We start from the raw sequence: 25,566 nt of genomic DNA on the forward strand, positions 1-25,566 counted from the left end.
CACCGCCTGTTGTCTTGATTGATCTACCATTCGGAACAGCTATTTAGGGTCAATTTCAATCGACCATCCTAACCCCCATCCGGTCGAATAAATTCGACCCTACGATCTGGATTTCCGCCTTTACTGGAAGGGGGAGGACGGCAGGGTCGATTTCAATCGACCACCCAGCCTCGGCTCCCTGTCCGGCACTGCACTGGCATCATAGGTTAAAGATCCAGCCATTAATATTGGCCCAGTCACAGTTCCGGTGCACTGCCGTTAGCCGCCGGCGGTGGAGTTTGCTATGCTGAAGTTCCTGTTTCTTCAGCCTTTTTGCCATGAAAGCCAGAAAACCCCGTCCCGCTCCCCGACCAAAGTCTACCCGACCGCCGACCACGCTGCTGTTCAATAAACCCTATATGGTGCTGTGCCAGTTTACCGACGGCCAGGGTCGCCAAACCCTGGCCGACTTCGTGGATGTACCCGATATCTATGCTGCCGGCCGGCTGGACCGGGACAGCGAAGGCCTCTTGGTGCTGACCAACGACGGCGCCCTGAATGCTCGCCTGACCCACCCCGGGCGCAAGACCGAAAAGACCTATTGGGCCCAGGTGGAAGGTATTCCCGGCGAGGCCGATCTGGCGCGATTGCGCCAGGGCGTAACCCTGAACGACGGCCCCACCCTGCCGGCCCTGGTGCGGCTGATGCCGGATCCGACCATCTGGCCCCGTGTCCCGCCCATCCGCGAGCGCCAGGCCATCCCCACCAGTTGGCTGGAAATCAAGATAGTGGAAGGACGCAACCGCCAGGTCCGGCGCATGACCGCCCATATCGGCTTTCCGACCCTGCGGCTGATCCGCTATGCCATGGGTAACTGGACCCTGGGCGATTTGCAACCCGGACAATGGAGAAAAGTATGAGCCATGCAGTGACCCTGGCGGTGATAGTCCGCGCCGGCGATCGTTTTTTGATGGTGGAAGAGTGGCAGCAGGGCCGTGTCATGTTCAACCAGCCCGCCGGCCACCTGGAACCGGGAGAAACCTTGCTCGACGGCGCCCGCCGCGAGTTGCTGGAAGAAACCGGCCTTGCCTTGCCTATCCTGCAGGCGGTAGCCGTGTACCAGTACCAGGCGCCGGACAACGGCAAACACTTTGTGCGCTTTACCTTCTGCGTGGAGGTATCCGCGCCGCTGGCCACCCATCCGCAGGATCCCGACGGCGATATCATCCGCTGCCACTGGCTGACCCTGGCCGAAATTGAAGCCATGGGCGAGCAGTTGCGCAGCCCGCTGGTGCTCGCCTCGTTTCGGGACTACCTCGCCGGCGAACGGTTTCCCGTCACCGCGTTGAAGAGCGTAAAGCCCCCGCTGTAGTTCACCAGCAAGCCCCGTTCCCGGAATGCAGGCGGCTCGCCTGCATTCCCCCAAGCGGAAACCTTCGCCGCACGTTTCACCCTTCACGCCTCCCCCTCGCGGCATTTGTCTGGTAAAATGCCGCCCGTTTTGCTAACAGGTAACGGCAGGTTATGAGCGATAACAGTCAGCTAAAAGTGATTGTCGGTATGTCCGGCGGTGTGGATTCTTCCGTTTCGGCCTGGCTGCTGCAACAGCAGGGCTATCAGGTCGAAGGCCTGTTCATGAAGAACTGGGAAGAAGACGACACCGACGAATACTGCTCCGCCGCCGAGGATCTGCGTGACGCCCAGGCGGTGTGCGACAAGCTCGGCATCGAACTGCACACCATCAACTTCGCCGCCGAATACTGGGACAACGTGTTCGAGCACTTCCTGGCGGAGTATCGGGCTGGGCGCACCCCCAATCCGGATATCCTGTGCAACAAGGAAATCAAGTTCAAGGCGTTCCTGGAGTTCGCCGCCGAGGACCTGGGCGCCGACTATATCGCCACCGGCCACTATGTGCGCCGCAGCTTCGACGACCAGCCCAAGTTGCTGCGCGGGCGGGACGGCAACAAGGATCAGAGCTACTTCCTCTATACCCTGAGTTCCCGGCAGGTGGCCAAGAGCCTGTTCCCGGTGGGCGAGCTGGAAAAACCCGAGGTGCGCCGCATCGCCGAGCAACTGGAGCTGGTCACCGCCAAAAAGAAGGATTCCACCGGCATCTGCTTTATCGGCGAGCGTAAGTTCCGTGACTTCCTGGCCCGTTACCTGCCGGCCCAGCCGGGCAGGATAGAAACCGTGGGTGGCGAAGTTATCGGCGAGCACCAGGGGCTGATGTACCACACCCTGGGCCAACGCAAGGGCCTTGGCATCGGCGGCCTCAAGAACGCCACCGACGACCCCTGGTATGTGGTCGACAAGGAGCTGGAACGCAACGTCTTGGTGGTGGCCCAGGGCGATCACCCCCGCCTCTATTCCGATGGCCTGATCGCTCGCCAGTTGCACTGGGTAAACCGCCAGCCGGTAACCCAGCCCTTCCGCTGCACGGTGAAAACCCGCTATCGCCAGGAAGACATTCCCTGCCGGGTGGAGCCGGTGGACGCCGAGACCATCAGGGTGACCTTCGACAGCCCGCAGGCCGCGGTGACGCCGGGGCAGTCCGCCGTGTTTTATCAGGGCGACGTCTGCCTCGGCGGCGGCATTATCGAAACCCGATTCAGTCAGGAGCATGCGTGAGTCATAGTCTGGAAAACCAAACCCTGGCCTTTGCCGGTATCTGCCAGGCGGCCAGCCTGGTACAACAGGTTGCCCGTCAAGGCACTATCGAAGACAAAACGGTGCTCACCGCCACGCTCAACAGCATTCTGGTCACCGACGCCGAGCGTTCGGCAGACATTTACGGCGGCCATGCACAATTGCAGTTGGGTTATCAGACCCTGATCGACCAGCTCAGCACCGATGGCGGCCAGAAGAATGCCGAACTCACCCGCTACCTGGTGGGCCTGGTGGCGCTGGAACGCAAGCTGGCCAAACGCCGGGATCTGATGGCGATGCTGGGCGAGCGTATCAACCAGGTCAAGCGTCAGTTGCACCACTTCGAACTGCTCGACGAGCAGGTACTGGCCAACCTGGCCAGCATCTACAGCGACATTGTCAGCCCCATAGGGCCGCGTATCCAGGTGGCGGGCAACCCCAGCTATCTGCAGCAACCGCTGGTGCAACACCAAATCCGCGCCCTGTTACTGGCCGGTATCCGCAGCGCCGTGCTGTGGCGTCAGCTCGGCGGCAAGCGCCGCCATATACTGTTTTCCCGCAAGCGACTGGTGGCGCAAGCCCAGGCCGCCCTGCGCTATTGATGTATCCTTAGTTACCCCCCAACGTTCAGGAGTCCTTGTTCATGGAACTGTCAGCATTAACGGCTATTTCCCCGGTCGATGGCCGTTACGGCGCCAAAACCCAGGAGCTGCGCGCCATTTTTTCCGAGTTTGGTTTATTGCGCTTTCGCGTCGAAGTGGAAGTCCGCTGGCTGCAGGCCCTGGCCGAACATGCTGAAATCACCGAGGTGCCCGCCCTGTCCGCCGAGGCCAATGCCTACCTGGATCGCATCGTGGCCGAGTTCAACGAGGCCGACGGCCAGCGCATCAAGGATATCGAACGCACCACCAACCACGACGTAAAGGCGGTAGAATACTTCCTCAAGGAGAAGGTCGAGGCCCAGCCCGAACTGGCGGCGGTGAGCGAGTTCATCCACTTCGCCTGCACCAGCGAAGACATCAACAACAATGCCCACGCACTGATGCTGAAGGCCGCCCGGGAAGAAGTCATCGCTCCCTACTGCCGCGAGCTTATCGACGCGGTCAAGCAGTTGGCGAAACAGTACCGTGACGTCCCCATGCTGAGCCGCACCCACGGCCAACCCGCCTCTCCCACCACCCTGGGCAAGGAAATGGCCAACGTGGCCTACCGGCTGGAGCGCCAGTTCAAGCAGATTCTGGCAGTGGAGCTGCTGGCCAAGATCAACGGCGCGGTGGGCAACTACAACGCCCATATGTCCGCTTACCCGGAAGTGGACTGGCACGACTTTGCCGAGCGATTCGTCGCCCGCCTGGAGCTGACCTGGAACCCCTACACCACCCAGATCGAGCCCCACGACTACATCGCCGAGCTGTTCGACGCCCTGGCCCGCTTCAACACCATCCTCATCGACTTCGATCGGGACATCTGGGGTTATATCTCGGTGGGCTACTTCAAGCAGCGTACCGTGGCCGGTGAAATCGGCTCCAGCACCATGCCGCACAAGGTCAACCCCATCGACTTCGAAAACTCCGAAGGCAACCTGGGGCTGGCCAACGCCGTGTTCAACCATCTGGCCGCCAAGCTGCCGATCTCCCGCTGGCAGCGGGATCTGACCGACAGCACGGTGCTGCGCAACTTGGGTGTGGCGGTGGGCTACTCGCTCATCGCCTACCAGGCCACCCTCAAGGGCATCAGCAAGCTGGAAGCCAACCCGCAGGCGCTGGCCACCGATCTGGATCAGAACTGGGAAGTGCTGGCCGAGCCGGTACAGACGGTGATGCGCCGCTACGGTATCGAAAAACCCTACGAAAAGCTCAAGGAGCTGACCCGGGGCAAGCGGGTCGACGCCGAAGGCATGCGCGCCTTTATCGACGGCCTGGCACTGCCGGAGTCGGTGAAAGCCGAGCTCAAGCAGTTAACCCCGGCCAACTACATCGGCCGTGCCATCCAACTGACCGACGAGCTGAAGTAAAGGCGTCAGGGGTGAGGCGTAAGATCCTCACCCCTCACCCCTCACCCCTCACCCCTCACCCCTCACCCCTCACCCCTCACCCCTCACCCCTCACCCCTCACCCCTCACCCCTCACCCCTCACCATCATTCCCTTCTACGCCACGCCTTGGCATAATACTCCGCTATTCTTTAAGCATTATTTCCATCCCGACAGGCACCCATGCACAGCGCTCTCAAACTCGATATCGAACACTTTCTCGCTCACTACTGGCAGCGCAAGCCGCTGCTGATCAAGGCCGGGCTGCCCGGCTTCGAAGATCCGCTGAGCCCGGATGAACTGGCCGGGCTGGCCCTGGAGCCCCATATCGAGTCCCGCCGGGTCTGGCGGGCAGACGAGCGCTGGCAGGCGGAAACCGGCCCCTTCGACAGCTACGACCACCTGGGCGAAGAAGACTGGACCCTGCTGGTGCAGGCCGTCAACCAGTGGCATCCGGCGGTACAGGACATCGCCGAGGCATTTCGCTTTATCCCCGGCTGGCGTTTCGATGATGTGATGGTAAGTTTTTCCACCCCGGGCGGTGGCGTCGGCCCTCATATCGATCAATATGGTGTCTTTATCATTCAGGGTGAAGGCAAGCGCCGCTGGCGGGTAGGCAGGCAGCAGACCCTGAAGGAATTTGCCGCCCACGGCGCCCTGCGTCACTGCGAAGCCTTCGAGGCCGATATCGATGCGGTGCTGGAGCCGGGCGATATCCTCTATATCCCTCCCGGCTGCCCCCACGAAGGCTATGCGGTCACGCCGGCGCTCAACTACTCGGTCGGGTTCCGCGCCCCCGACGCCAAGGATCTGATCTCCAGCTTCGCCGATCATATTTTGGCCCACGAGGCGGTGACCCGCCGTTTTGACGACGCCGCCATCACGCCCTGCCAGGCCCACGGCCGTATCGATCTGGCCGTGCTGGCCCAGGTTAAATCGCTGATGACCGAGCTGCTGGAAGAACCGGCTCGCCTGGCCGACTGGTTTGGCGAGATGATGTCGGAAGCCAAGCATGATCTGGACCTGGAGCCGACCGAGCCGCTCTACAGCCTGGAAGAGCTGGTGCTGCGCCTGGATCACGGCGACCATCTGTATCGGCTGGGTGGGGTGCGCTGTTTCTATATGGAAGGCAGTGAACAGGTATTCTATCTGGACGGCGAGCGTTACCAGTTGAAAGAGCCCGATTCGGATGCCATCGGCCTGCTGTGCGACCAGGCCCGTATCTGCGGCCCGGAAGTCGCCTGTCTGAAAGAGCCCAAGGTACTGCTGGAAGTACTGCTGCCGCTGGTCAACCAGGGCTATTGGTATTTCGAAGAAGACGAATAAGAGCAGGAACTGGGAACTGAAGCTTGAAGGTTAAAATTCTCAGTGCCCTGTCCCAACCCTGTTACAGCCCGTCAAAGGCGGGGTGGTAGGTCACCAGACCACTGGGTACTGGCTGCTTCAGGGGCAGCGCCATAAAAGCATCGCCAGCATCCGGATAGATACTGTGCAATTGCAGTTCACGCGCCGGCTTGAAGCCAAAACGGCCGTAGAAGGCCGGGTCACCCAGCACCACTATGCCGGCCCAGTCCAGTTCGTTGGCGGCGTTGATGGCTTCCTTGATCATCGCCGAACCCACCCCCTGGCGCTGGCAGTCGGGCCAGATACTGACCGGTGCCAGACCCAGCCATCCCAGATCCTCGCCGTTGATATATACCGGGCTCATCGCCAGATGGCCGATCACCGCCCCCTCGTATTCCGCCACCTGGCTGACACTGATGGCACCCTGCTCGCGTAACGCCAGCACCAGATCCGCTTCGTCGGGGCGGTCGAAGGCGGCATACACTACTTCATCGATGTCGTCGCCGTCACCCGGGCGCTCGGTTCTGAATATCAGCATAAGGGCTCCTAGGGTGCCAGGCGATCGATGGCCCAGCCATCGGGGCTGCGTTGATAAAGAAAGCGGTCGTGCAGGCGGTTGGCTCCCCCCTGCCAGAACTCGACAGTCTCGAAGCACACCCGGAAACCGCCCCAGAAGCTCGGCAACGGTACTTCGCCACTAGCGAATTTCTGTTTCATTTCCAGGAACTTGGCCTCCAGCAAACCACGGGCGGAAATACGGGAAGACTGGTTGGAAACCCAAGCACCGATCTGGCTGTCCTTCGGACGGCTGCTGAAGTATTTCATCACCTCCATGGTCGACAGCCGCTCGACCTGGCCGGTAACGTGCACCTGCCGCTCCAGCATATGCCAGGGAAACAGCAGGCTGATACGGGGATTGGCTGCCAACTGGCCGGCCTTGCGGCTGCCCATGTTGGTGTAAAACACAAAGCCCCGTTCATCCGCATGCTTGAGCAATACAATACGCTGGAACGGCTGCCCCCGTTCGTCCACCGTGGCCACCACCATGGCGGTGGGATCGGCCAAGCCGGCAGCAATGGCCTGCTGCATCCAGGTTTCAAACAAGCGCAGGGGATTATCCGGCAGATCTTTACGCCGCAAGCCGCCCTGCAGGTATTCCCGCCGGTAGTCAGCCAACTCCATAGATAGGATCTCTCATATGTCGGGGTAGTCGCTATTGTGCGTTGGCCGCCCGGGATTGGCAAGCAGGGCAAAGCATGTTGCAGCGGCCGCCATTGGCACTGCCGGCATAACCACAAAAGCCTCGGTATCACAGCAAAAAGTGCTAAAATCCGGCCCTTGCTACCTCCTTTCATCCCAGCTTGATACGAGTTTTATACCATGGCACTACTGATCACCGACAAGTGCATCAACTGCGACATGTGCGAGCCGGAGTGTCCGAATGACGCCATCGCTTTCGGCCCGGAGATCTACGAGATCGACCCGGTCCTGTGCACCGAGTGTGTCGGCCATTACGACAAGCCCACCTGCATCAGTGTCTGTCCCATCGACTGTATCATCGACCATCCCGATCACCGGGAAAGCGAGGAACAGCTATGGGACAAATTCGTACTGTTGCACCATAAACCCTGAGGGCATGAAAGGCAGGCGGGCGCCTGCGCTCCATGCCTCACATGGGCTGCGTTTCAACCCTCTAGCCGTTACACCCCGTGCTCCGGCACGGCCTCGCCGCTCGGCAGCAAGAACCACATAACCAGCCCGGCAAAGGCCAGCAACAATCCACCCAGTACCAGTTGATTCATTTCCGGCAAGCCACCCTGTACGAGCAGGAAGAGGCCACCGCCCAGATTGGAGCTGCCGCCCAGCAAGGCACCGGCGGTACCGCTATGCTGGGGAAAAGGCGCTACCGCCCTGGAAGTAGCGACCGGGAACAACAGGCCTGCACCGGCAAAATAGATGCTGCCCCCCAGTACCAGCCCGGCCACGCTCAAACGCGGGTCGAAGGCGGATGCCAGCACGATGGCAGCGCCCAACAACAGGCTGGCAGTGGAAATCCATTGCAAGCGGGCAATGGACCAGCTCGCTGCCTTCCAGGAAGCCAGCATGGCGCCGGCAAAATACAGCGGCAGCGGCATGATGAACAGCAAGCTTATCTCGGCACTACTCAGGCTGCTTTGTTTGCCGACCAATACACTGAACACCGCCTCGTAGAGGATGACCCCGGCGAAGGCGGCGATCAGCATCCCCAACTGACGACGAAAACTGCTATTGTGCAACACGTACTGATAGGCCGGTAACATCGGCTGGGCATGACGACGCGACTGCGGCAGAGTTTCCTGGAAGCACAGCACCATCACCAGAGTGATCGCCAATCCCATGGCCAACAAGAACAGGTACATGGATTGCCAGCCAAAATGCAGGTTGAGATAACCGCCGATCAGCGGGGCCAACAGCGGCGCCAGCATGATGCCCATGGACACATAGCCGTTGTAACGTACCAGTTCGGTACCTTCGAACTTGTCCCGCATCAGGCTACGACACAGGCTGCCCGCAGCCGCCGTGCCCGCGCCCTGAATAAAACTGCCCAGCAGCAATACCGGAAATACAGGCCAGGCCAGGATCAGCGCAGAGCCCACGACATAGATGGACAGTCCCGCCAGCAATACCGGACGGCGGCCGAAACGATCGGACAGGGGGCCATAGATAAACTGAAATAATCCGTATGGTATAAGATAAAAAGCCATCACCAGTGGTAGGCTGTCGCTTGCCACCTGCAGCTCGATGGCCATATCGCCCATGGCGGGAACATACAGGGTTTGGGTCATTTGACCCGAAGCCACCATCAATACGGTGAGTAATACCAAGGAAAGGCCCGACATGGCCGCGATCTCCAAAAGCGCCCGCTCGGGCAGAGTGTGATGTGGATCGCATCATAATGAATAGAGAGATTAACTGGCAAGAACAGCCTGAACGACCTTTTATAATGTCCAGGCCTAGATTTTCTAATCAGAAATTATAACGATAGTGGACGCCCCAGGAGCTCAGCCCATCGTTAGGCTGTTTGAGGCCGCCATTGGACAAATGCCACCCCTCCAGAGCCAGGCTATGCTGCTCCAGTGCCACTCCGACGCCAGCCCGACTGGAAAACTGAAACTGGCTGGACAGCTCACGCGGACCAAGCCAGGTCTGGCTGATCCAGGCCGGCCCCACCCCCACAAACACAAAAGGGCGAAAACCGTCATGTTTCCGGGCACGGTAACTCAGGGTCGGAACCAGGCTCAGTTGCACCAGATCGTCATCTTCCAGCTCCCAATAACTGCTGTCGAAGCCGATGCCATAGCCCAGTTGCCCGGTCCCCAGATCCCGCCAGGTTTCTGTCCATCCGATACCCAGGCTGTAACGATCCGCCCCGTCACCACCGCCAGCACCTACCTGCAGCTCTATCTCGGCATACACCGGCGCCGACAAAAGCACAAACAGCCACAAGCTCCATTTGTTCATGTTTGAGTCTCTTTGATTGCCACTGGTTCATCAAAGATAGCTGGCTTTCTTAACTTACGAGGGCCCCCTCCCCCCTTTTTACCAACAATTTTTTCTACCGGGATACGAGCCTTGTCACACGGTTACCCTGGATGCCGGACTGTCCCCGGCTCTGGCCAGCGGCCCCCGGCATACTATTTAATCCTTGCCTGGACCGGGTACGCTGGTATAATTCGCCGCTCAAATTTCGTTCTTTAACATCAAGTGGGTTCACTAATATGCATCCGATGCTGAATATTGCGGTGCGCGCTGCGCGCAACGCCGGTCAAGTTATCGTCAAAGGTTTCGCCAACCCGGACAACGTGGAAACACACCAAAAAGGCCAGAGCGATTTTGTTACCAATGTCGACCTTGATGCGGAAAACGCCGTAGTAAACACCATCCGCAAGTCTTACCCGGAGCACACGATCATCGGTGAAGAATGTGGCGAACTGACCGGCAGTAACCCGGACTACCAGTGGATCATAGACCCCCTTGATGGCACCACCAACTTTGTTAAAGGCATTCCCCACTTCGCGGTGTCCATCGCCTTGCGGGTCAAAGGCCGTACCGAACAGGCCGTGGTTTACGATCCTATTCGCGACGAGCTCTTTACCGCCAGCCGTGGTGCCGGCGCCCAGTTGAACGGCTATCGTATTCGTACCGGCAAGGCCAAGGATTTGACCAACACCGTGCTGGCCACCGGCTTCCCCTTCAAGCAGAAACACCAGGCCGACGCTTATCTGGCCATGTTCAAAGACATGTTTGTCCAGTGTGCGGACATCCGCCGTGCCGGCGCCGCCAGCTTGGATCTGGCCTATGTCGCAGCCGGCCGGGTAGACGGTTATTGGGAACTGGGCCTCAAGCCCTGGGATTCTGCCGCCGGCAGCCTGATTGCACGAGAAGCCGGTGCCATCGTCACCGACTTCGTTGGCGGTCACAACTATGAGCGCAGCGGCAATGTCGTCTGCGCCAACCCCAAGGTACTGAAAGTCATGTTGTCTACCATCCGCGAGCACCTGCCGGAGTCCCTCGCCAACTGACCGATTAACGACCCCACTCGATATAAAGCCCCGATGCGTCGGGGCTTTTTTGTGCCCGTCGATCGGTAAGGCGTGACACCCTCGCTTGCGCCCACAAGCGACTGCGCAGGGAGGACGGCTCGCCTGCATTCCCGCGAGGGCGAGAACTTCAGTCGACCAAATACAACGCCTCGGTCACGGTGTAGCACCCATTGCGGACGGAGGAGGAAAGGCCCCACTCGCTTTCTCCCTTACGCCCCGGCCCCGTATAAAACAAAAAGGCCTGCCGGTTACCCGGCAGGCCTTTGGTCGTCCTAACGCGGCAATTAGCCGTTCAGACGCTTGTCGTTACGACGAGGGCGAAACTTGCCGCCACGCTCATCGTTATTGGGGCGGAAATTACCGCGACGGGGCAGCGGGCCGCCTTCGTACTTGGCCAGGTTCAGCGGACGCTGACATACCCGCACCTTCTGCAGTACCTGCTGTACTTCGGCGGTCATGCCTTCCGGCAGATCCACGGTAGAGAAATCGTCATGGATCTGGATCTGGCCGATATAACGGGATTCCAGGTCCGCTTCGTTGGCAATGGCACCCACCAGGTGGCCCGGCTTGACGCCGTGCACCCGGCCCACATCCACTCGGAAAGTTTCCATCACCACACCGGATACGTCGTCCTTGCCGCCACGGGCGGCACGGGGGCGTTCGGCTCGCTCGAAACGCTCGCGACCACCGTCACGGCTTTCGCGCACGTCGGGCCGGCGGGCAGCCATCGGCCTGTCTTCCACGAACAGCGGGCGGTCACCCTGCAACAGACGAGCCAGGCCCGCCGCCAGTTGGGCCGCGTCCACACCATCTTCCTGCAGAGCCGTCACCATTTCCACGAAAGGAGCCAGGGCTTTTTCATCCGCTTCCACGCTGGTGCGAATGCGGGATTTGAAACGTTCGGCGCGGATCTTGTTGATGTCGTCGGCGGACGGCATCTGCATTTCTTCGATCGGCTGGCGGGTATGGCGCTCCAGGTTGAACAGGTTGCGCTTTTCACGACCGGTCACAAACAGGATGGCATCACCCTCGCGGCCGGCACGGCCGGTACGGCCGATACGGTGCACGTAGGATTCGTTGTCGTGGGGCATGTCGAAGTTGACCACATGGCTGATACGCTCTACGTCCAGACCACGGGCAACCACGTCGGTCGCAACCAGTACGTTCAGGCGGCCATTTTTCAGACGGTCGACCACTTTCTCGCGCAATTTCTGCGGAATGTCGCCGTGCAGGGCTTCACAGGCATGGCCTTCACGCACCATCATTTCGGCCAGATCTTCGGCATCTTTACGGGTACGGACGAACACCAGCATGGCATCCATCTCTTCGGTTTCCACCAGGCGACACAGGGCTTCATGCTTGGACATACCACGCACGAACCAGTAACGCTGACGGATGCTGGCGTTGGTGCGGGTCTTGTTGGCAATACGCACTTCTTCCGGGTTTTTCAGGTATTTCTGAGCCACGCGCTGGATGGCCGGCGGCATGGTGGCGGAAAACAGGGCAATCTGACGGCTCTCGGGCGTATGCTCCAGGATCCATTCCACGTCGTCGATAAAGCCCATGCGCAGCATTTCATCGGCTTCGTCCAGCACCAATGCTTGCAGGTTGTCGAGCTTCAGGGTGCCGCGACGCATGTGGTCCATGACCCGGCCCGGGGTACCGACAATAATGTCGACACCGCGTTTGAGGGCACGGATCTGGCTGTCGTAGGCCTGGCCACCATAGATGGACAGAATGCGAATGTCTTTCTGATATTTGGCGTAGCCTTCGAAGGACTCGGCGACCTGGATGGCCAGTTCACGGGTCGGGGCCAGCACCAGCACCTGGGGCTGGGCGTTGCCGCCGGTGATGCGGCTCAGCATCGGCAGGGCGAAGGCTGCGGTTTTACCGGTACCGGTTTGTGCCAGACCCAGTACGTCCCGCCCGGTCAGCAGGGTAGGAATGGCGGCGGCCTGAATAGCAGAAGGCTGCTCGTAACCGGCGTCGGTCAGAGCTTGAAGAACGGCAGGCGCCAGCCCGAGGTCAGCAAAACCAAGTACAGAAGAAGTATTTGTCATTTAACAGTTCCGAATAAATAAAATGTCGGCGGACTGATACAGTAAAAGGCCAGGGACAGCCCATTCTCACCAGGGGTGAGGGCTTCCCTTCACACAGTGTGTGTCACACATAGATTCACAAGGCTAATCTGGCCGTTTTTGTCTCAACACCGCCATGGTTAACCGGCTGGTACAAACCAGTCGATCTTTCTCATCATGGATGTCGATCTGCCAGACTTGTGTCGTCGCGCCCAAATGGAGGGGACGTGCGGTACCTGTAACAAGGCCGCTTCGTTTGGCGCGGACGTGATTTGCGTTAACCTCCAGACCAACGCAATAATAACCCGCTTCAACGCACATATTGGCAGCTACTGAACCCAGGGTCTCGGCCAGCGCTACTGAAGCGCCGCCATGTAACATGCCAAGAGGCTGGTGAGTACGATGGTCGACCGGCATGGTACCGCTCAAAAAACCGTGACCCACTTCACAAAAGGTCATGCCCAACTGGGCTGCGAGCGTATTCTCTGACAGTTGGTTCAAACTGTCCAGCGTAAATTCACGTTTCCACATAAAAAGACACTATTTGATGGTAAAGCGCCAGGCTTCACTCCTAACGGCACGGCCCTAACGCCGGGCGACTTTGCCGACGATAAAGATCAGCAACACCGCCCCCACCACCGACATGATGAGAGAACCCAGCAGGCCGGTGGCGGCCAGGCCCAACAGGCGGAACACCACGCCGCCGAGAAAACCGCCCACCAGCCCCACCACTATGTTGCCGAGCAGGCCGAATCCCCGCCCTTTCATCAGGTTGCCGGCAATCCAGCCGGCCAGACCACCGATGATCAATCCCCAGAAAAGTCCCATAGATTCTCCCTGTTGTTTCGGTGGACCGGGGTCGTTGCAGTGGGCCCCGGTCCACCTTCATCATCCAGCGGTGCTCCATCTGGTCGAATTTATTCGACCAGATGGAGCACCGCTTCACCAGTCCCCGCCCTTAAATCAGCAAGCTTAGCAGAGCCTGCACCGGATGCCTGACCGGTTGCCCTTCCATCCGCTTGACCTGGCTGCGGCAGGAAAAGCCGGTGGCCAGGCAGCGCTCACGGGGCAACTTGCTCATGGGCTCGGCCCAACTCAGGCCATAGAGGGTCTTGGAGCCTTCCAGGTTCCTGGCTTCGTGGCCGTAGGTACCGGCCATGCCGCAGCACCCCACCGCCACCGGTTCAAGCTTGGCGCCCAGGCGGCCGAAGATTTTGCCCCAGTCCTGATGGGTGGCGGGCTTGGCGGTTTTTTCGGTGCAGTGGCCAAACAGGTACCAGGGCTCGCCGGCCGGCTCCCGGGCCGGGATACATTCCAGCCTCTTCAGCAACCATTCCTGGGGCAGCAGCACTTCGAAGTCGCCCCGGGCCGGGCCCAGGATTTTCTCGTATTCGTCCCGGTAACAGAGCACCAGGGAAGGATCCACCCCCACCATGGAAATATCGAGCCGGGCCAGTTGGTTGAGGAACTGGGCGCTGTCCGCCGCCATAGCGGCGAAGCGGCGTAAAAAGCCTTTGACATGAGCCGCCTTGCCGTTGGGCTTGAACGGCAACACCACCGGTTCGAAGCCGAGCGCCGTGGCCAGGCGCACCAGATCGAACACCACCTGGGCATCGTAGAAGGAGGTGAAGGGATCCTGCACGATAAGCACGGTTTTCGCCTTCTGCTCCACGCTCAGGCCCTGCAGCCGCGCCAGGTCGAACTGGCTTGCCGGGCCGTCCGCCAACAGGGTTTTCAGGCTGGGCTCGCTGATCAGGGGCATATCCACCATGCCCAATACCGACTCGGCGCCACGCTTGACCCACTTGTTCTTCATCACCGGGTTGACCAGTTTGGGCGCCTTGGCCATCCAGGGGGTATAGCTTTCCACCCAGGACACCAGGTAATCCTTGGGCGGGCGCTGATAGCGCTGATGGTAGAGCTGCAGGAAGCGGGCGCGGAAGGTGGGCACGTCTACCTTGATCGGGCACTGGCTGGAGCAGGCCTTGCAGGCCAGGCAGCCGTCCATCGCCTCCTTCACCTCGTGGGAGAAGTCATATTCTCCCCGGCTCCTGGCCAGGGTATGCTTGATACGCTCCACCATCCCCTTGACGCTGCTGCCCCGGCTCATCACCGCCGCCTCCTCGGCCATGGGGTCGAAGCCCTGGGCCGAGAGCTGGCGCAGCCATTCCCGCACCAGGCCGGCGCGGCCCTTGGGCGAGTGGCGCCGATCGGCGGTGAGCTTCATCGAGGGGCACATGGGCGAGCGCACCTCGAAGTCGAAACAGAGTCCGTTGCCGTTGCAGTCCATGGCCTGGGTAAAACCATCCCGCACATGTACCGGGATTTGCCGGTCGAAGAAGCCACGCTTGGTGGCGTCCACCGAGACCAGTTGTTCCAGGCTGTCGAGTGGGGTGCAGATCTTGCCCGGATTCAGGCGATTGAAGGGATCGAAGGCCGACTTGATGCGACGCAGCTCGGTGAACAGCGTTTCACCGAAGAAGACGGGGCTGTACTCGGAGCGGTAGCCCTTGCCGTGCTCGCCCCACATCAGGCCGCCGAATTTGGCGGTGAGCGCATTGACCTGGTCGGAGATGCGGCGCAGCATCACCTCCTGCTCGGGGTCGGTCATGTCCAACGCCGGGCGCACATGCAGTACACCGGCATCCACATGGCCGAACATGCCGTACTGCAGGCCGTTATCGTCGAGCAACTGGCGGAACTCCATGATGTAGTCGGCCAGGTGCTCCGGCGGCACCGCGGTATCTTCCACGAAGGCCACCGGCTTCTTGCGGCCCTTGGCGTTGCCGAGCAGACCCACCGCCTTCTTGCGCATGGCGTAGATGCGGTTGAGGGAAGCCAAATCGTCACAGAGCTGATAGCCGATGATGCCCGCCTCGCCACGGGCGATAAGATCATCGAGCCGGGCGCAGAGGGCCTCTACCTTCTCACGCTGGGCCTCACCGTCCTGGTCGGCGTATTCCACCATGTTGAGGCCGTCCATCACCTTGCCCGGTACGTCCTGAATGAGATCGCTCACCGAATGCCAGATAATGTCTTCCCGCGCCAGGTTGAGCACCTTGGAGTCCACCGTTTCCACCGACAACGCCTTGGCTTCCACCATCAGCGGCGCGTTGCGCAAGGCGGACTGGAAGCTGTCGTACTTGACGTTGACCAGGGTGCGGTAGCTCGGGATCGGGGTCAGATCCAGCCAGGCTTCGGTGATAAAGGCCAGGGAGCCCTCGGAACCGCACAGGATGCGGGTCAGATCCAGGGTGTGGGTGTGCTTGTCGTAGACGTGCTTCAGGTCGTATCCCGTCAGGAAGCGGTTGAGCTTGGGAAAGCGGCGCGCTATCTCACCCGCGTGCTCGGTGACGCTGTGATAGACGCAGCGGTACAGCTCCCCTTCCCGGCTGTCTTCCTCCAGCTTCTGGTCCAGCGCCTCGCCGGACACCGGCCCGGTTTCGATCAGGGTGCCATCTACCAGCACGGCGGTGACCCCCAGCACGTGATCCGAGGTCTTGCCATAGACCAGGGAACCCTGGCCGGAGGCGTCGGTATTGATCATGCCGCCGATGGTCGCCCTGTTGCTGGTGGACAGATCCGGCGAGAAGAAGAGCCCATGGGGCGCCACCAGCTGGTTGAGCTTGTCCTTGACCATGCCGGTCTGCAGCCGTACCCGGCGGCCGTCTGCATCCACGGTCAGCAGCTGGTGCATATGCCGGGACAGGTCCACCACGATGTTGTCGTTGAGCGACTGGCCGTTGGTGCCGGTGCCGCCGCCCCTGGGCGCGAAGCGGATGTCCTTGTAGGCGTCCCTGGACGCCAGGCCCAGCATCACCACCAGATCCTGGGACGAACGGGGAAACACCACCGCCTGCGGCAGGCATTGATAAACGCTGTTGTCGGTGGCTACCGCCAGCCGGCTGGCATAGCTGCGTTCTATGTCACCGCGAAAACCACTGCCGGCCAGAGCCTCGAGAAAAGAAAAATAAGTGGGGTTTATCTGCTGCTGCAGATCAATCCTTGGGATCATAACGACCTGTCCCCTTTATATCCTGTAAGAATGCGCCCAGAGAGGCGCCCAGTATACACCCGGAGGGGCGGCCGGGGCGAGTGGCAAGACAGGATACAAACCGCGCTACTGTGATGCCACATGTATGCTCTACACGAAAAAACAGCCATAGCATAACGTCCTTTTCCAACGGCATTAACCGGGAAAATCCGACCTGATACAGAGAATTAACGACAGGAGCCGACCATCCCCCGGATGCCACCGGATTCCCCCCTAGACAAGCCGCCGCGGGTACGGCTTGATCTGCCCCAACTGTCCCTTTAGGGACATGGCCGGAAACGACCGGGCACGGCAGCATAAGTTATCTGAATCCATGATTGCGGAGCCATAGTGACTGCTATTCATCCCCTGCTGGACAACCTGAAACAACGGGGACTTATCGCCCAGGTTTCCGATGAAATCGCCCTGACACAGCATCTCGAGACTGGCTCCCGGGTGCTCTATTGCGGTTTTGATCCTACCGCCGGCAGCCTGCATATCGGCCACCTGGTGCCCTTGCTGATGTTGCGTCGCTTCCTGGCCGCCGGTCACCGGGTGGTGGCCCTGATCGGCGGAGCCACCGGCCTGATCGGCGATCCCAGCTTCAAGGCCACCGAGCGTAGCCTGAACAGCGCCGATACCGTGCAGTGCTGGGTGGACAGCCTGGGTGAACAGATCGGCCGCTTGCTGGATGCAAGCGAGGATGAGCGGGTACGACTGGTCAACAACGCCGACTGGATGGGTGCGATGGATGTACTCGGTTTCTTGCGGGATCTCGGCAAGCACTTCTCGGTCAACACCATGATCGCCAAAGAGTCGGTCAAACAGCGGCTGGCCCGGCCCGAACAGGGGCTGTCGTTTACCGAGTTCTCCTACTCCCTGTTGCAGTCCTACGACTTCGCGGTGCTCCACCGGGAGCTCGGCTGCACCCTGCAGATCGGCGGCAACGATCAATGGGGCAATATCACCAGCGGTATCGATCTGACGCGCCGCCTCAACCGGCAGCGGGTGTTCGGGTTGACCCTACCCCTGATCACCAAGGCCGATGGCACCAAATTCGGCAAGACCGAAACCGGCACCGTCTGGCTGGATCCGGCCAAGACCTCACCCTACGCCTTCTACCAGTTCTGGCTGAACACCGCCGATGCCGATGTGTACGCATTCCTCCGTTACTACACCTTCTTGTCCCTGGCGGAGATAGCGGCGATTGAACAGGCGGACAAAAGCCGCCCGGGCAAGCCCCAGGCCCAGGAGGTGCTGGCCACCGAACTGACCCGGATGGTGCATGGCGAGGCGGCCCTGGCCGGCGCCGAGCGTATCAGCCATGCGCTGTTTTCAGGCGACTTCAGCCGGCTCAGTGCCGCCGAGTTCGCCCAACTGGAGCAGGACGGTATCCCCATGAGCATCACCGGAAAACTGGACGCCTTGCCTCCCCTGCTGGTGCAGACGGGCCTGGCCGGTTCCCATCGCCAGGCCCGGGAATTGATCGCCCAGGGCGCCATCGCCGTCAACGGCGTACGAACCAAAAGCGAGTCCCTTGCCGGCCATGAGCGGCTGCACCGACACTATCTGGTGTTGTGCCGGGGCAAGAAACACTTCCATCTGCTGAAAGCCGGCCCGGCCTGAATGAAGGAGAACGATGCGGCTTAGAGCTAACGGCCGCGTCGCCCGGCGCCGCTCCGTTTGCCGCCGGTATTGGCCTTCTCGCGATCCGGTCTCGTCGAGCGCGCTCCCGGGGTCGCCGCTTTACCTCTGCCGTCCTGGCCGACCCTCGGCCCCTTGCGGGCCGCCTTGGGCACATCGAGTCGGGAGGCTTCCTCGGTTTTGCTCGAGCCCTCGACCATGGCATTGATCACCCCCAACTCCCGGGGGCTGAGCTCCCGCCACTGCCCCACCTTCAACTCCCCCAGGGCGATGTTCATGATCCGGATTCGCTTCAGACTGGTAACCTGAAAACCCAGGTACTCCGCCATGCGCCGAATCTGCCGGTTCAACCCCTGAGTCAGGATGATATTGAAGGTCTTCGGACCTATTTTGCGTACCTTACAGGGCTTGGTCACGGTGTCGAGGATCGGCACCCCCGCCGCCATGCGCGCCACAAAATCATCGGTGATGGCCTTGTCCACCGAGACGATGTACTCCTTCTCGTGGGCGTTGCCGGCACGCAGTATCTTGTTGACGATATCGCCGTCGTTGGTCAGCAGGATAAGGCCGGACGACGGTTTGTCGAGGCGGCCGATGGGAAAAATCCGCGCCTTGTAGTTGACCGCGTCGACGATGTTGCCGGGAATGGCCTGATCGGTGGTGCAGGTAATGCCGATGGGTTTGTTATAGACCAGGTAAACCGGCTGAGGCTTGGCCCGCAAGGGTTTGCCATTGATGGTGATCTTGTCCGCCGACGTCACCTTGACGCCCATGCCGGCCACCTGGCCGTTCACGGTCACCTGCCGCTGCTCAATCAGCCGGTCGGCCTCACGACGGGAGCAGATGCCGGTTTCACTGATAAATTTGTTCAGGCGGGTGCCGCCGTTCTCTGCTGTCATAGCGCCGGAATTCTCTTCCCGAGGGCAGCAACAACCAGCCCCGGGGCGGGGCAGGCCAAGGCTGCCAGGTTAAAAGCGGCCAGTGTAGAATTGCCGGCGGGCCACCGCAAGTCTGAAACCCGCAAACAGCAACTACAGCCAGCGCCTGACCCGGGTACAGTAGTCGAGGTACGGCTTCCCGAATTTACCGGCCAGCGCCCGCTCTTCCGCTGCGATCTGCACCCGGGTCATATAGATGACGAAGGCCGCCAACCAGAGCAGGTTGAGCAGGTTGCCGAGCCAGACCAGCCAGGCCAGCAACAGCAGGAAATCTCCGAGATAGATGGGGTTGCGCGACCAGCGGAACACACCCGTCGTCAACAACCGTGATGCCTGCTCCGGGTGAAAGGGCAGCAGGGTAGTACGGGCTGCCATCATCTGTATGGCGGCGGCCACCATCACCGACAGGCCAACCGCGAGGACCGGCATGGCCAGATAAGCCAGCCCCGGCAGCTCGACTCGCCCCCATTCCCCCCATCGCCCGGTGAACCACATCAGCAAGGCGGTGCCCCCCACTACTCCCGGAGGCGGCAGCCACAACAACCGGGACCTTAATGTTACCCGCATCAGGATTCACCCAGCCTTGCTGTTGGCGATACCGGTTCACCGGGTTGATACTCTGTCGGCTCCCCTCCCTGCTCCGGCTCCCGGTAGCAGCGGGTCATGCGCAGGGCCTGGTACAGATCCGGATAAAGCAGGATGCCGTCCTCACCCACCCGGATGCCGGCCTGATGCAGCCAGTGGGTCATCTGGCTGCGCCGGCCGGCCATCACCATGTGAATACCACGCCGCTTCAACTCCTTGTGCAATTCCCCCACCATGCTCATCACGCTGATATCCTGGTGGGTAAAGCAGGAGACCGCATCGATGATCAGACACTTGGGCTGGTGTTTTTCCCCATTTAGCAACAACAGCACCCGGCGTTTGAAATAGGAGGCGTTGAAATAGGTCAGCGGTGAATTAAAGCGGTAGATCAGCACCCCGGTGACGGCCTTGATCTCTTCGTTATGACCCAGGGTATGTACAATCCCCTCCTCATTCATGCCCATCAGTTGATCGGTCGGTCGCATCACATTGCGCAAAAACTGGAACAGCCCCAACAGTACCGCCAGGGTAATGCCGGGGATCACCCCCATGAACAACACGCCGACGAAGGTGATCCAGGCCAGCCAGAAGGCGGCGTTGTCCGAGTGGCGCATCGCCCACTGACCACGCAGATCAATCAGTGACATCGATGCCATCACCAGCACGATGCCCAGCGCCGCCGTGGGAATATATTGCAGTGGTGCGGTCAGGAAAAAGGTGACCAGGGCGATTACCGTGGCGGCAACGACGGATACCAGTTGGCTCTTGCCGCCGTTGGCGTCATTGACCGCGGTGCGCGAGTCGGCCCCGCTGATGGCGAATCCCTGGGACACCGCCGACGCCAGGTTGGCCATGCCGAGCGCACGAAATTCCTTGTCTGCATCGATTTCATAGCCATTTTTGGCGGCAAAGCTGCGAGCGGTCAGCATCATGGACACGAAACTCACCATCGCCAGATTGAGTGCCGGCAGTACCAGCTCCCGCATCAGGCCAGGGGGAAACTCGGGGATTTGCAACGACGGAATGCCCCCGCTGATGGTCCCCACCACCATGATACCGGCCCGCTCCGGCCCAAGCCCCCACAACAGGGCGGCGGTGGTGGCCAGCGCCAGCATGCTGCTGGGCCACTGGGGACGGAAACGACGACACAACAGCATGACGACCAGGGTCAGCAGGCTGATGCCCAGCGTAGGCCAATGGATCAGCGACAGGTAATGGGGAGCCGCGGCGATCCGCTCAATCAGTTCGGGCTCGTCGAAGGTAAAGCCGAAGATGCTCGACAGCTGGCCGACCATGATGGTGATGGCCACCCCGTTAAGCAGTCCCAGCAGAATCGGACGGGACAGGAAGTCGGCCAGTACTCCCAACTTAAAGCGGCTGGCAATCAGGCACCAGAAACCGGTCATGGCGGTCATGGTCATCACCAGTTGCCAGTGCCGGCTGGCATCGCCCGCGGCCAGGGGGGTGACCACGGCGGCAATCACTGCACAGGTGGCGGCGTCGGGCCCGACGATCAACTGACGGGAGGTGCCGAACAGGGCATAGGCCAGCATCGGCAGAATGCAGGAATAGAGTCCCACCACGGCCCCCACTCCGGCCAGCTCCGCATAAGCGATGGCCACCGGCAGGGCCACCGCTGCCACCGACAGGCCGGCGCGCATATCCGGCAGCAACCAGGCCCGTTGATACCCCAGCAAGGCCACCAGTCCCGGCATCCAGCGAGCCAGGGTGAAAAAATCGCGCATTTTTCAACCACTTGCAGTTAGTTATCTGGCCTTAATTATAGAGCGACAAGGCGGTAAAGTGCGCGAGCGCCACCACAGTTCGTGTAAACAGCGGCGACGGTTCAACATCCGGCCAGGGCAGGCCGCCCATTTATCCGGGTCAGCCAACGCTGGACATGGGCCATGGACGTCACCTCGATCCCCAGCCGTGGCAGAAAGCCTACCAGCACATAGGCGGCGATATCGGCGATGGAATAGCGCTCCCCCGCCAGGTAATCCGCTTCCGCCAGGCGCCGCTCCAGCCGGGGCAGGAAAGCCTGCACACGCACCCTGGACTCCTCGCCCCAGGCGGGGACGCAGGTTTCCCTGTCCCGGTAAACCCCACTCAGGTTCCTGAACGCCTGGAAGGCAGGGACCAGCCCTTCCAGTTCCACGATACGGTGCCACATCTCCACCCGGGCCCGGCTCAGGGAGCTGTCACCGAACAAGGCCAGATCGTCCGGATGGAGTTCATCGAGATAGCGGCAGATGGCCACCGACTCGCACAGGTAGCTGCCGTCATCCAGCTCCAACAAGGGGATTCGTCCGTTGGCGCTTATCGCCTTGAATTCCTCGGTGAGGTTGGCCCCGGCGCGCACGTCCACCTGAATACGCTCGATGTCCACGCCTTTTTCGGCCAGGAAGATATTCAGCCGCCGGGCACTGGGTGTGGTCGCCAGTTCATACAGTCTCATAAGGTCACCTTGCCGTGATGAAATCATAGGGTGAACTTAGGTTACTTCAGCCTCTGCCACCAGGACAGGAGTTTGCTCAGCGGGGCCATACCTCGTCCAGGGTCGTGCAAAAGAGCTATGCGAATACCGATTTAGATTTGCTTACTCATATTGATTTGTAGCACTAACGCTGCCATGACCGGAAGGAGACAAAATAATGCGTGAATTGACCCTCGAAGAAATAGCTATGGTTTCTGGTGGTGAAATAACGCCAAGTGGACTTTTGGCCAGTGCGGCGCAGGCGCGATAACGGGCGGGCTGGGCGGAGCCATGGTGGGAGGCATTGGCGCGGACCCTGGCGCACTCGGAGGTGCACTATCAGCGCATGATTTCTTACACTACGACCCAGTCGCCAATGATTTGCTCAATGCCTAAAAACCACGCATGCCGGGAGCGCGGGACAGGCAGAACCCGTTGCCGACCATCATGTAAGACCGTTGTTTTCATGAGAAATATCTAATACTAACTAGAGCGAATAGCTATCAGTTGATCGACTGAGATTTTTGCTCTATGGTGGAATTTCCCTGACTGCCATGGATTGGCTGTCACGCTGGTACCGGTACAGACACCGAAGCACGGGTTTGAATTCGCCGGTGACCAGCACCTATCACCATCATCCACATGCTCCTCACGGCCGCCCCCACCGCCGGTACGAGTCCTTCGATAGTCCCAGCCGATAACACCCGCGCGCCTCCTCCGAACGGCTGAAACAGGGAAAGGTGCCCAGATGGTCAATGATACCGTCATATCCGGATCAGATATCGCGGACGATATTACAGACAAATGGGTTCTGGGGAGCGACAGGCAATAAAAAAACACCCGGCGGGGCCGGGTGTCTCGGTCAGTCGAGGATACTTTCCAGGATAAAGCGCACGTTATTGGTGGCGATGTCCACCAGTATCGCCTTGTCGTCTACCCGCTGCCATTCATAGCCCTCGTAGTAGGGTAACCGGCTGCGTAGACGTGGATCGAACTGCTTGGCGATACCGGGAGGCAGCGGCTTGCCCCGCGCCAGGTTCATCCTGATACCCGGCGGCAACGCATCGCGGCTGCGGTCGTAGTCGATCCAGTCGCGATGCTCGCGGAAAATGCCCCGCAGGGCGGCCTCGTCGATACGCGGTTCGCGCCTGTCGTGGTAGTCGCGCCGCTCGCTATCTCGGTCTTGCCGCTGCCAGTCCCGTTCACGCTCACGCTCACGGGATGACTCGCCCCGGTTGTCGCTGCGCAGCAACTGCTCCCGCTGTTGCCCCGGGGCGTGGCCCGGTCCCTTACCTTCCGGTGGCTGGGCCCAGGCCGGCGCTAGGCTCAAACCGAGCAGCCCCCCGAGCAATAAGGTTCCCAACTTGTATCTGGTCTGCATAACAGCCTCCAGGCGGTGTTGACCTGCTTTCAATCTACTCCCGTCAGGGCCTGACGGCAAACCCCGGTAGTCCGCCATGAGACTTGTTCTGTCGGGCTCAGTCCAGCCGCTTGGCGTAACAGTCCCGAACTATGTCGACCACCTCCACGGTCAGGGAAATGTCCTTGAGTCCCAGGCCGACCAGGGCATCCAGCACCACGGCCGACAGGGCCTCCTTCTGCTCTGGTGTGCGCCCCGACAGTATCTTCAGGGTCACATGGATAAAATCTCGCCGGGCGCCGCCGTTGTGGTGATAGTCGTAGCCGATGGCCCGGCTCTTGATGTCAGCCTCCTCGAACAGGCCGCTGTCAAACGCCCCCTGGTGCACCGCCGTGACCAGGGCCGAGGGGCTGAGCTGGCGTCCCAGCGTGGTGGAATATTCGATAACGCAATGGGGCATGAACGTGCTCCTTGAAAAAGAAAGCCCCGCTGTCGGGGCTTGGTTTGATGGCAACGTCGCCTGCGCTACCGGTATGAGCCGGCAACAGGCTGCTGCCTGGACGTCTGTCTGCAGACTCTCTTTACACGGAGAGCTTACACCAGCTCGATCACCTCGAAGCTGACTTCCGGATTGACGTCGGCGTCGTAATCCACACCCGCCAGGCCAAAACCGAACAGGCGCAGGAACTCGTCCTTGTAGCCTTGGTAGTCGGTGAGCTGGTAAATGTTGTCGTCCTGCACCCGGGTCCAGATTTCACGGCAGGCGTCCTGCACCTCGTCGCGCAGCTCCCAGTCGTCCAGGCGCAGGCGGTTCTGCTCGTCCACCGGGGCGGGTTGGCCGCTGTAGAGACGGTCGGCGAACAGGCGCTGGATTTGCTCGATGCAGCCTTCGTGAATGCCCTGCTCCTTCATCACCTTGAACGCCATGGAGATATACAGCGGCATCACCGGGATGGCGGCGGAGGCCTGGGTGACCACGGATTTGAGCACCGCCACATGGGCGTTGCCGCCGCGCGCTTTCAGCTTGGCGTCGATGGCGTGGGCGGCACGGTCCAGATCTTCCTTGGCCTTGCCCAGGGTGCCGTGCCAATAAATGGGCCAGGTCAGATCGGTGCCGATATAGGAATAGGCCACTGACTTGGCGTCCTCGGCCAGCACACCGGCATCGGCCAGGGCGTTCATCCACAATTCCCAGTCCTGGCCACCCATCACCTGGATGGTATCGGCGATCTCCTGCTCGTTGGCCGGCTCGACCACGGCTTCCACCAGCACGTCCTTGTTGGTGTCGAGGGCCACCGACTTGTAGGGTTCGCCGATGGGCTTGAGCGCGGAGCGCACCACTTCGCCGCTGCCGGGCAACTTGCGCACCGGCGAGGCCAGGGAATAGACCACCAGATCGATCTGACCCAGGTCCTGTTTAATCAGCTCGATCACCTGGTCGCGGCACTCGTTGGAGAAGGCGTCGCCGTTGATGCTCTTGGCGTACAGGCCCTCTTCCTTGGCGGCCTTGTCGAAGGCGGCGGCATTGTACCAGCCGGCGGAGCCGGTCTTCTTCTCGGTGCCCGGCTTTTCGAAGAACACGCCGATGGTGGCGGCGCCACTGCCGAAGGCGGCGTTGATGCGGGAAGCCAGGCCGTAACCGGTGGACGCACCGATCACCAGTACCTTCTTCGGACCCTGCGCCAGCTTGCCCTTGGCTTTGACGTAGGCGATTTGCTCGCGTACATTCGCCTCACAGCCGACCGGGTGGGTGGTGGTACAGATAAAGCCACGAACCTTGGGTTTGATGATCATAGAGATGTTTGCCTCGGTTATTCACAAAGAAGGGGCTAAAGATACCCTATTCCGGGACAAATGTGAGGCCTG

General features: G+C 60.5%; 23 protein-coding genes and 1 pseudogene. 9 read left to right on the forward strand and 15 right to left on the reverse strand.

Annotated features, from left to right (window positions below; translation table 11 throughout):
- Nucleotides 1-317 precede the first annotated feature (317 nt).
- The 6 genes and pseudogenes from ACEVBK_RS13690 to ACEVBK_RS13715 all read left to right on the forward strand — a co-directional run.
- A pseudogene (locus ACEVBK_RS13690) lies at nt 318-890 on the forward strand (pseudouridine synthase); the annotation flags it as partial.
- Between the two features lie 5 nt (nt 891-895).
- Nucleotides 896-1,351 (forward strand): NUDIX hydrolase, encoded by a 456-nt coding sequence (locus tag ACEVBK_RS13695; protein WP_375055478.1) that lies wholly within the window; start codon nt 896-898, stop codon nt 1,349-1,351.
- A gap of 152 nt (nt 1,352-1,503) precedes the next feature.
- Nucleotides 1,504-2,610 carry a tRNA 2-thiouridine(34) synthase MnmA gene (mnmA, locus tag ACEVBK_RS13700; protein ID WP_375055479.1) on the forward strand — a complete coding sequence of 369 codons (1,107 nt, stop codon included), beginning with the start codon at nt 1,504-1,506 and terminating at the stop codon, nt 2,608-2,610.
- Entirely contained in the window at nt 2,607-3,230 is a 624-nt protein-coding gene (gene hflD, locus ACEVBK_RS13705; protein WP_375055480.1) for a high frequency lysogenization protein HflD, read from the forward strand. The genes mnmA and hflD overlap by 4 nt, the downstream gene beginning before the upstream one ends.
- A gap of 41 nt (nt 3,231-3,271) precedes the next feature.
- The gene (gene purB / locus ACEVBK_RS13710; protein WP_375055481.1) at nt 3,272-4,642 is read left to right on the forward strand and encodes an adenylosuccinate lyase; all 1,371 of its coding nucleotides are present in this window, start codon (nt 3,272-3,274) and stop codon (nt 4,640-4,642) included.
- Nucleotides 4,643-4,842: 200 nt separating this feature from the next.
- Nucleotides 4,843-5,985 (forward strand): JmjC domain-containing protein, encoded by a 1,143-nt coding sequence (locus ACEVBK_RS13715; protein WP_375055482.1) that lies wholly within the window; start codon nt 4,843-4,845, stop codon nt 5,983-5,985.
- A 61-nt stretch (nt 5,986-6,046) separates the two neighbouring features.
- Here the strand turns inward: ACEVBK_RS13715 and ACEVBK_RS13720 are convergent, their stop codons facing one another.
- Nucleotides 6,047-6,535 (reverse strand): GNAT family N-acetyltransferase, encoded by a 489-nt coding sequence (locus tag ACEVBK_RS13720; RefSeq protein WP_375058576.1) that lies wholly within the window; start codon nt 6,533-6,535, stop codon nt 6,047-6,049.
- Between the two features lie 14 nt (nt 6,536-6,549).
- Entirely contained in the window at nt 6,550-7,185 is a 636-nt protein-coding gene (pdxH, locus tag ACEVBK_RS13725) for a pyridoxamine 5'-phosphate oxidase (RefSeq protein WP_375055483.1), read from the reverse strand.
- A 198-nt stretch (nt 7,186-7,383) separates the two neighbouring features.
- Between pdxH and ACEVBK_RS13730 the strand changes: the two genes are divergently transcribed.
- The gene (locus ACEVBK_RS13730; protein WP_375055484.1) at nt 7,384-7,635 is read left to right on the forward strand and encodes a YfhL family 4Fe-4S dicluster ferredoxin; all 252 of its coding nucleotides are present in this window, start codon (nt 7,384-7,386) and stop codon (nt 7,633-7,635) included.
- A 68-nt stretch (nt 7,636-7,703) separates the two neighbouring features.
- Here the strand turns inward: ACEVBK_RS13730 and ACEVBK_RS13735 are convergent, their stop codons facing one another.
- Nucleotides 7,704-8,882 carry an MFS transporter gene (locus ACEVBK_RS13735; RefSeq protein WP_375055485.1) on the reverse strand — a complete coding sequence of 393 codons (1,179 nt, stop codon included), beginning with the start codon at nt 8,880-8,882 and terminating at the stop codon, nt 7,704-7,706.
- Nucleotides 8,883-9,009: 127 nt separating this feature from the next.
- Nucleotides 9,010-9,504 (reverse strand): acyloxyacyl hydrolase, encoded by a 495-nt coding sequence (locus tag ACEVBK_RS13740; RefSeq protein ID WP_375055486.1) that lies wholly within the window; start codon nt 9,502-9,504, stop codon nt 9,010-9,012.
- Between the two features lie 257 nt (nt 9,505-9,761).
- Here ACEVBK_RS13740 and suhB point away from each other — a divergent pair, with 257 nt between their 5' ends.
- A complete protein-coding gene (gene suhB, locus ACEVBK_RS13745; protein ID WP_375055487.1) occupies nt 9,762-10,565 on the forward strand; it encodes an inositol-1-monophosphatase in 804 nt (267 codons plus the stop codon).
- 305 nt (nt 10,566-10,870) lie between these two features.
- Here the strand turns inward: suhB and ACEVBK_RS13750 are convergent, their stop codons facing one another.
- The 4 genes from ACEVBK_RS13750 to ACEVBK_RS13765 all read right to left on the reverse strand — a co-directional run bounded on the left by ACEVBK_RS13750 (nt 10,871) and on the right by ACEVBK_RS13765 (nt 16,679).
- Nucleotides 10,871-12,646, reverse strand: coding sequence for a DEAD/DEAH box helicase (locus tag ACEVBK_RS13750; protein WP_375055488.1), 1,776 nt, complete (start codon nt 12,644-12,646; stop codon nt 10,871-10,873).
- A 123-nt stretch (nt 12,647-12,769) separates the two neighbouring features.
- Nucleotides 12,770-13,195 (reverse strand): hotdog fold thioesterase, encoded by a 426-nt coding sequence (locus ACEVBK_RS13755; RefSeq protein ID WP_375055489.1) that lies wholly within the window; start codon nt 13,193-13,195, stop codon nt 12,770-12,772.
- Between the two features lie 54 nt (nt 13,196-13,249).
- Nucleotides 13,250-13,492 (reverse strand): GlsB/YeaQ/YmgE family stress response membrane protein, encoded by a 243-nt coding sequence (locus ACEVBK_RS13760; protein ID WP_375055490.1) that lies wholly within the window; start codon nt 13,490-13,492, stop codon nt 13,250-13,252.
- Between the two features lie 130 nt (nt 13,493-13,622).
- Entirely contained in the window at nt 13,623-16,679 is a 3,057-nt protein-coding gene (locus ACEVBK_RS13765) for an FAD-binding and (Fe-S)-binding domain-containing protein (RefSeq protein ID WP_375055491.1), read from the reverse strand.
- 378 nt (nt 16,680-17,057) lie between these two features.
- Between ACEVBK_RS13765 and tyrS the strand changes: the two genes are divergently transcribed.
- On the forward strand, nt 17,058-18,323 hold the full coding sequence (tyrS, locus tag ACEVBK_RS13770) for a tyrosine--tRNA ligase (RefSeq protein WP_375058577.1): 1,266 nt from the start codon (nt 17,058-17,060) through the stop codon (nt 18,321-18,323).
- Nucleotides 18,324-18,349: 26 nt separating this feature from the next.
- Here tyrS and rluF read toward each other — a convergent pair whose 3' ends face one another.
- From rluF to fabV, 7 genes are all read right to left on the reverse strand, one after another.
- On the reverse strand, nt 18,350-19,240 hold the full coding sequence (gene rluF, locus ACEVBK_RS13775; protein WP_375055492.1) for a 23S rRNA pseudouridine(2604) synthase RluF: 891 nt from the start codon (nt 19,238-19,240) through the stop codon (nt 18,350-18,352).
- A gap of 132 nt (nt 19,241-19,372) precedes the next feature.
- A complete protein-coding gene (locus ACEVBK_RS13780; protein WP_375055493.1) occupies nt 19,373-19,846 on the reverse strand; it encodes a methyltransferase family protein in 474 nt (157 codons plus the stop codon).
- Nucleotides 19,846-21,609, reverse strand: coding sequence for a SulP family inorganic anion transporter (locus ACEVBK_RS13785; protein WP_375055494.1), 1,764 nt, complete (start codon nt 21,607-21,609; stop codon nt 19,846-19,848). The genes ACEVBK_RS13780 and ACEVBK_RS13785 overlap by 1 nt, the downstream gene beginning before the upstream one ends.
- 101 nt (nt 21,610-21,710) lie before the next feature.
- A complete protein-coding gene (locus ACEVBK_RS13790; protein ID WP_375055495.1) occupies nt 21,711-22,322 on the reverse strand; it encodes a glutathione S-transferase family protein in 612 nt (203 codons plus the stop codon).
- 880 nt (nt 22,323-23,202) lie between these two features.
- Complete coding sequence (locus tag ACEVBK_RS13795) at nt 23,203-23,721, reverse strand: anti-virulence regulator CigR family protein (RefSeq protein ID WP_375055496.1); 519 nt, start codon at nt 23,719-23,721, stop codon at nt 23,203-23,205.
- A 97-nt stretch (nt 23,722-23,818) separates the two neighbouring features.
- Nucleotides 23,819-24,160, reverse strand: a complete 342-nt coding sequence (locus ACEVBK_RS13800; protein WP_375055497.1) for a 5-carboxymethyl-2-hydroxymuconate Delta-isomerase — start codon at nt 24,158-24,160, stop codon at nt 23,819-23,821.
- Between the two features lie 134 nt (nt 24,161-24,294).
- Complete coding sequence (fabV, locus tag ACEVBK_RS13805) at nt 24,295-25,494, reverse strand: enoyl-ACP reductase FabV (RefSeq protein ID WP_375055498.1); 1,200 nt, start codon at nt 25,492-25,494, stop codon at nt 24,295-24,297.
- Between the last annotated feature and the right edge of the window lie 72 nt (nt 25,495-25,566).

The organism is Zobellella sp. DQSA1 (assembly GCF_041950555.1).
Taxonomy (GTDB): Bacteria; Pseudomonadota; Gammaproteobacteria; order Enterobacterales; family Aeromonadaceae; genus Oceanimonas.

Bases quoted from the DNA above. Each gene is read 5' to 3' on its own strand.
- pdxH (WP_375055483.1), bottom strand. From the start codon at position 7,185: ATGGAGTTGGCTGACTACCGGCGGGAATACCTGCAGGGCGGCTTGCGG.
- fabV (WP_375055498.1), bottom strand. From the start codon at position 25,494: ATGATCATCAAACCCAAGGTTCGTGGCTTTATCTGTACCACCACCCAC.
- purB (WP_375055481.1), top strand. From the start codon at position 3,272: ATGGAACTGTCAGCATTAACGGCTATTTCCCCGGTCGATGGCCGTTAC.
- ACEVBK_RS13755 (WP_375055489.1), bottom strand. From the start codon at position 13,195: ATGTGGAAACGTGAATTTACGCTGGACAGTTTGAACCAACTGTCAGAG.
- suhB (WP_375055487.1), top strand. From the start codon at position 9,762: ATGCATCCGATGCTGAATATTGCGGTGCGCGCTGCGCGCAACGCCGGT.
- ACEVBK_RS13715 (WP_375055482.1), top strand. From the start codon at position 4,843: ATGCACAGCGCTCTCAAACTCGATATCGAACACTTTCTCGCTCACTAC.
- ACEVBK_RS13695 (WP_375055478.1), top strand. From the start codon at position 896: ATGAGCCATGCAGTGACCCTGGCGGTGATAGTCCGCGCCGGCGATCGT.
- ACEVBK_RS13765 (WP_375055491.1), bottom strand. From the start codon at position 16,679: ATGATCCCAAGGATTGATCTGCAGCAGCAGATAAACCCCACTTATTTT.
- ACEVBK_RS13790 (WP_375055495.1), bottom strand. From the start codon at position 22,322: ATGAGACTGTATGAACTGGCGACCACACCCAGTGCCCGGCGGCTGAAT.
- ACEVBK_RS13740 (WP_375055486.1), bottom strand. From the start codon at position 9,504: ATGAACAAATGGAGCTTGTGGCTGTTTGTGCTTTTGTCGGCGCCGGTG.
- ACEVBK_RS13750 (WP_375055488.1), bottom strand. From the start codon at position 12,646: ATGACAAATACTTCTTCTGTACTTGGTTTTGCTGACCTCGGGCTGGCG.
- ACEVBK_RS13735 (WP_375055485.1), bottom strand. From the start codon at position 8,882: ATGTCGGGCCTTTCCTTGGTATTACTCACCGTATTGATGGTGGCTTCG.
- ACEVBK_RS13730 (WP_375055484.1), top strand. From the start codon at position 7,384: ATGGCACTACTGATCACCGACAAGTGCATCAACTGCGACATGTGCGAG.
- rluF (WP_375055492.1), bottom strand. From the start codon at position 19,240: ATGACAGCAGAGAACGGCGGCACCCGCCTGAACAAATTTATCAGTGAA.
- ACEVBK_RS13795 (WP_375055496.1), bottom strand. From the start codon at position 23,721: ATGCAGACCAGATACAAGTTGGGAACCTTATTGCTCGGGGGGCTGCTC.
- ACEVBK_RS13800 (WP_375055497.1), bottom strand. From the start codon at position 24,160: ATGCCCCATTGCGTTATCGAATATTCCACCACGCTGGGACGCCAGCTC.
- ACEVBK_RS13785 (WP_375055494.1), bottom strand. From the start codon at position 21,609: ATGCGCGATTTTTTCACCCTGGCTCGCTGGATGCCGGGACTGGTGGCC.
- ACEVBK_RS13760 (WP_375055490.1), bottom strand. From the start codon at position 13,492: ATGGGACTTTTCTGGGGATTGATCATCGGTGGTCTGGCCGGCTGGATT.
- ACEVBK_RS13780 (WP_375055493.1), bottom strand. From the start codon at position 19,846: ATGCGGGTAACATTAAGGTCCCGGTTGTTGTGGCTGCCGCCTCCGGGA.
- mnmA (WP_375055479.1), top strand. From the start codon at position 1,504: ATGAGCGATAACAGTCAGCTAAAAGTGATTGTCGGTATGTCCGGCGGT.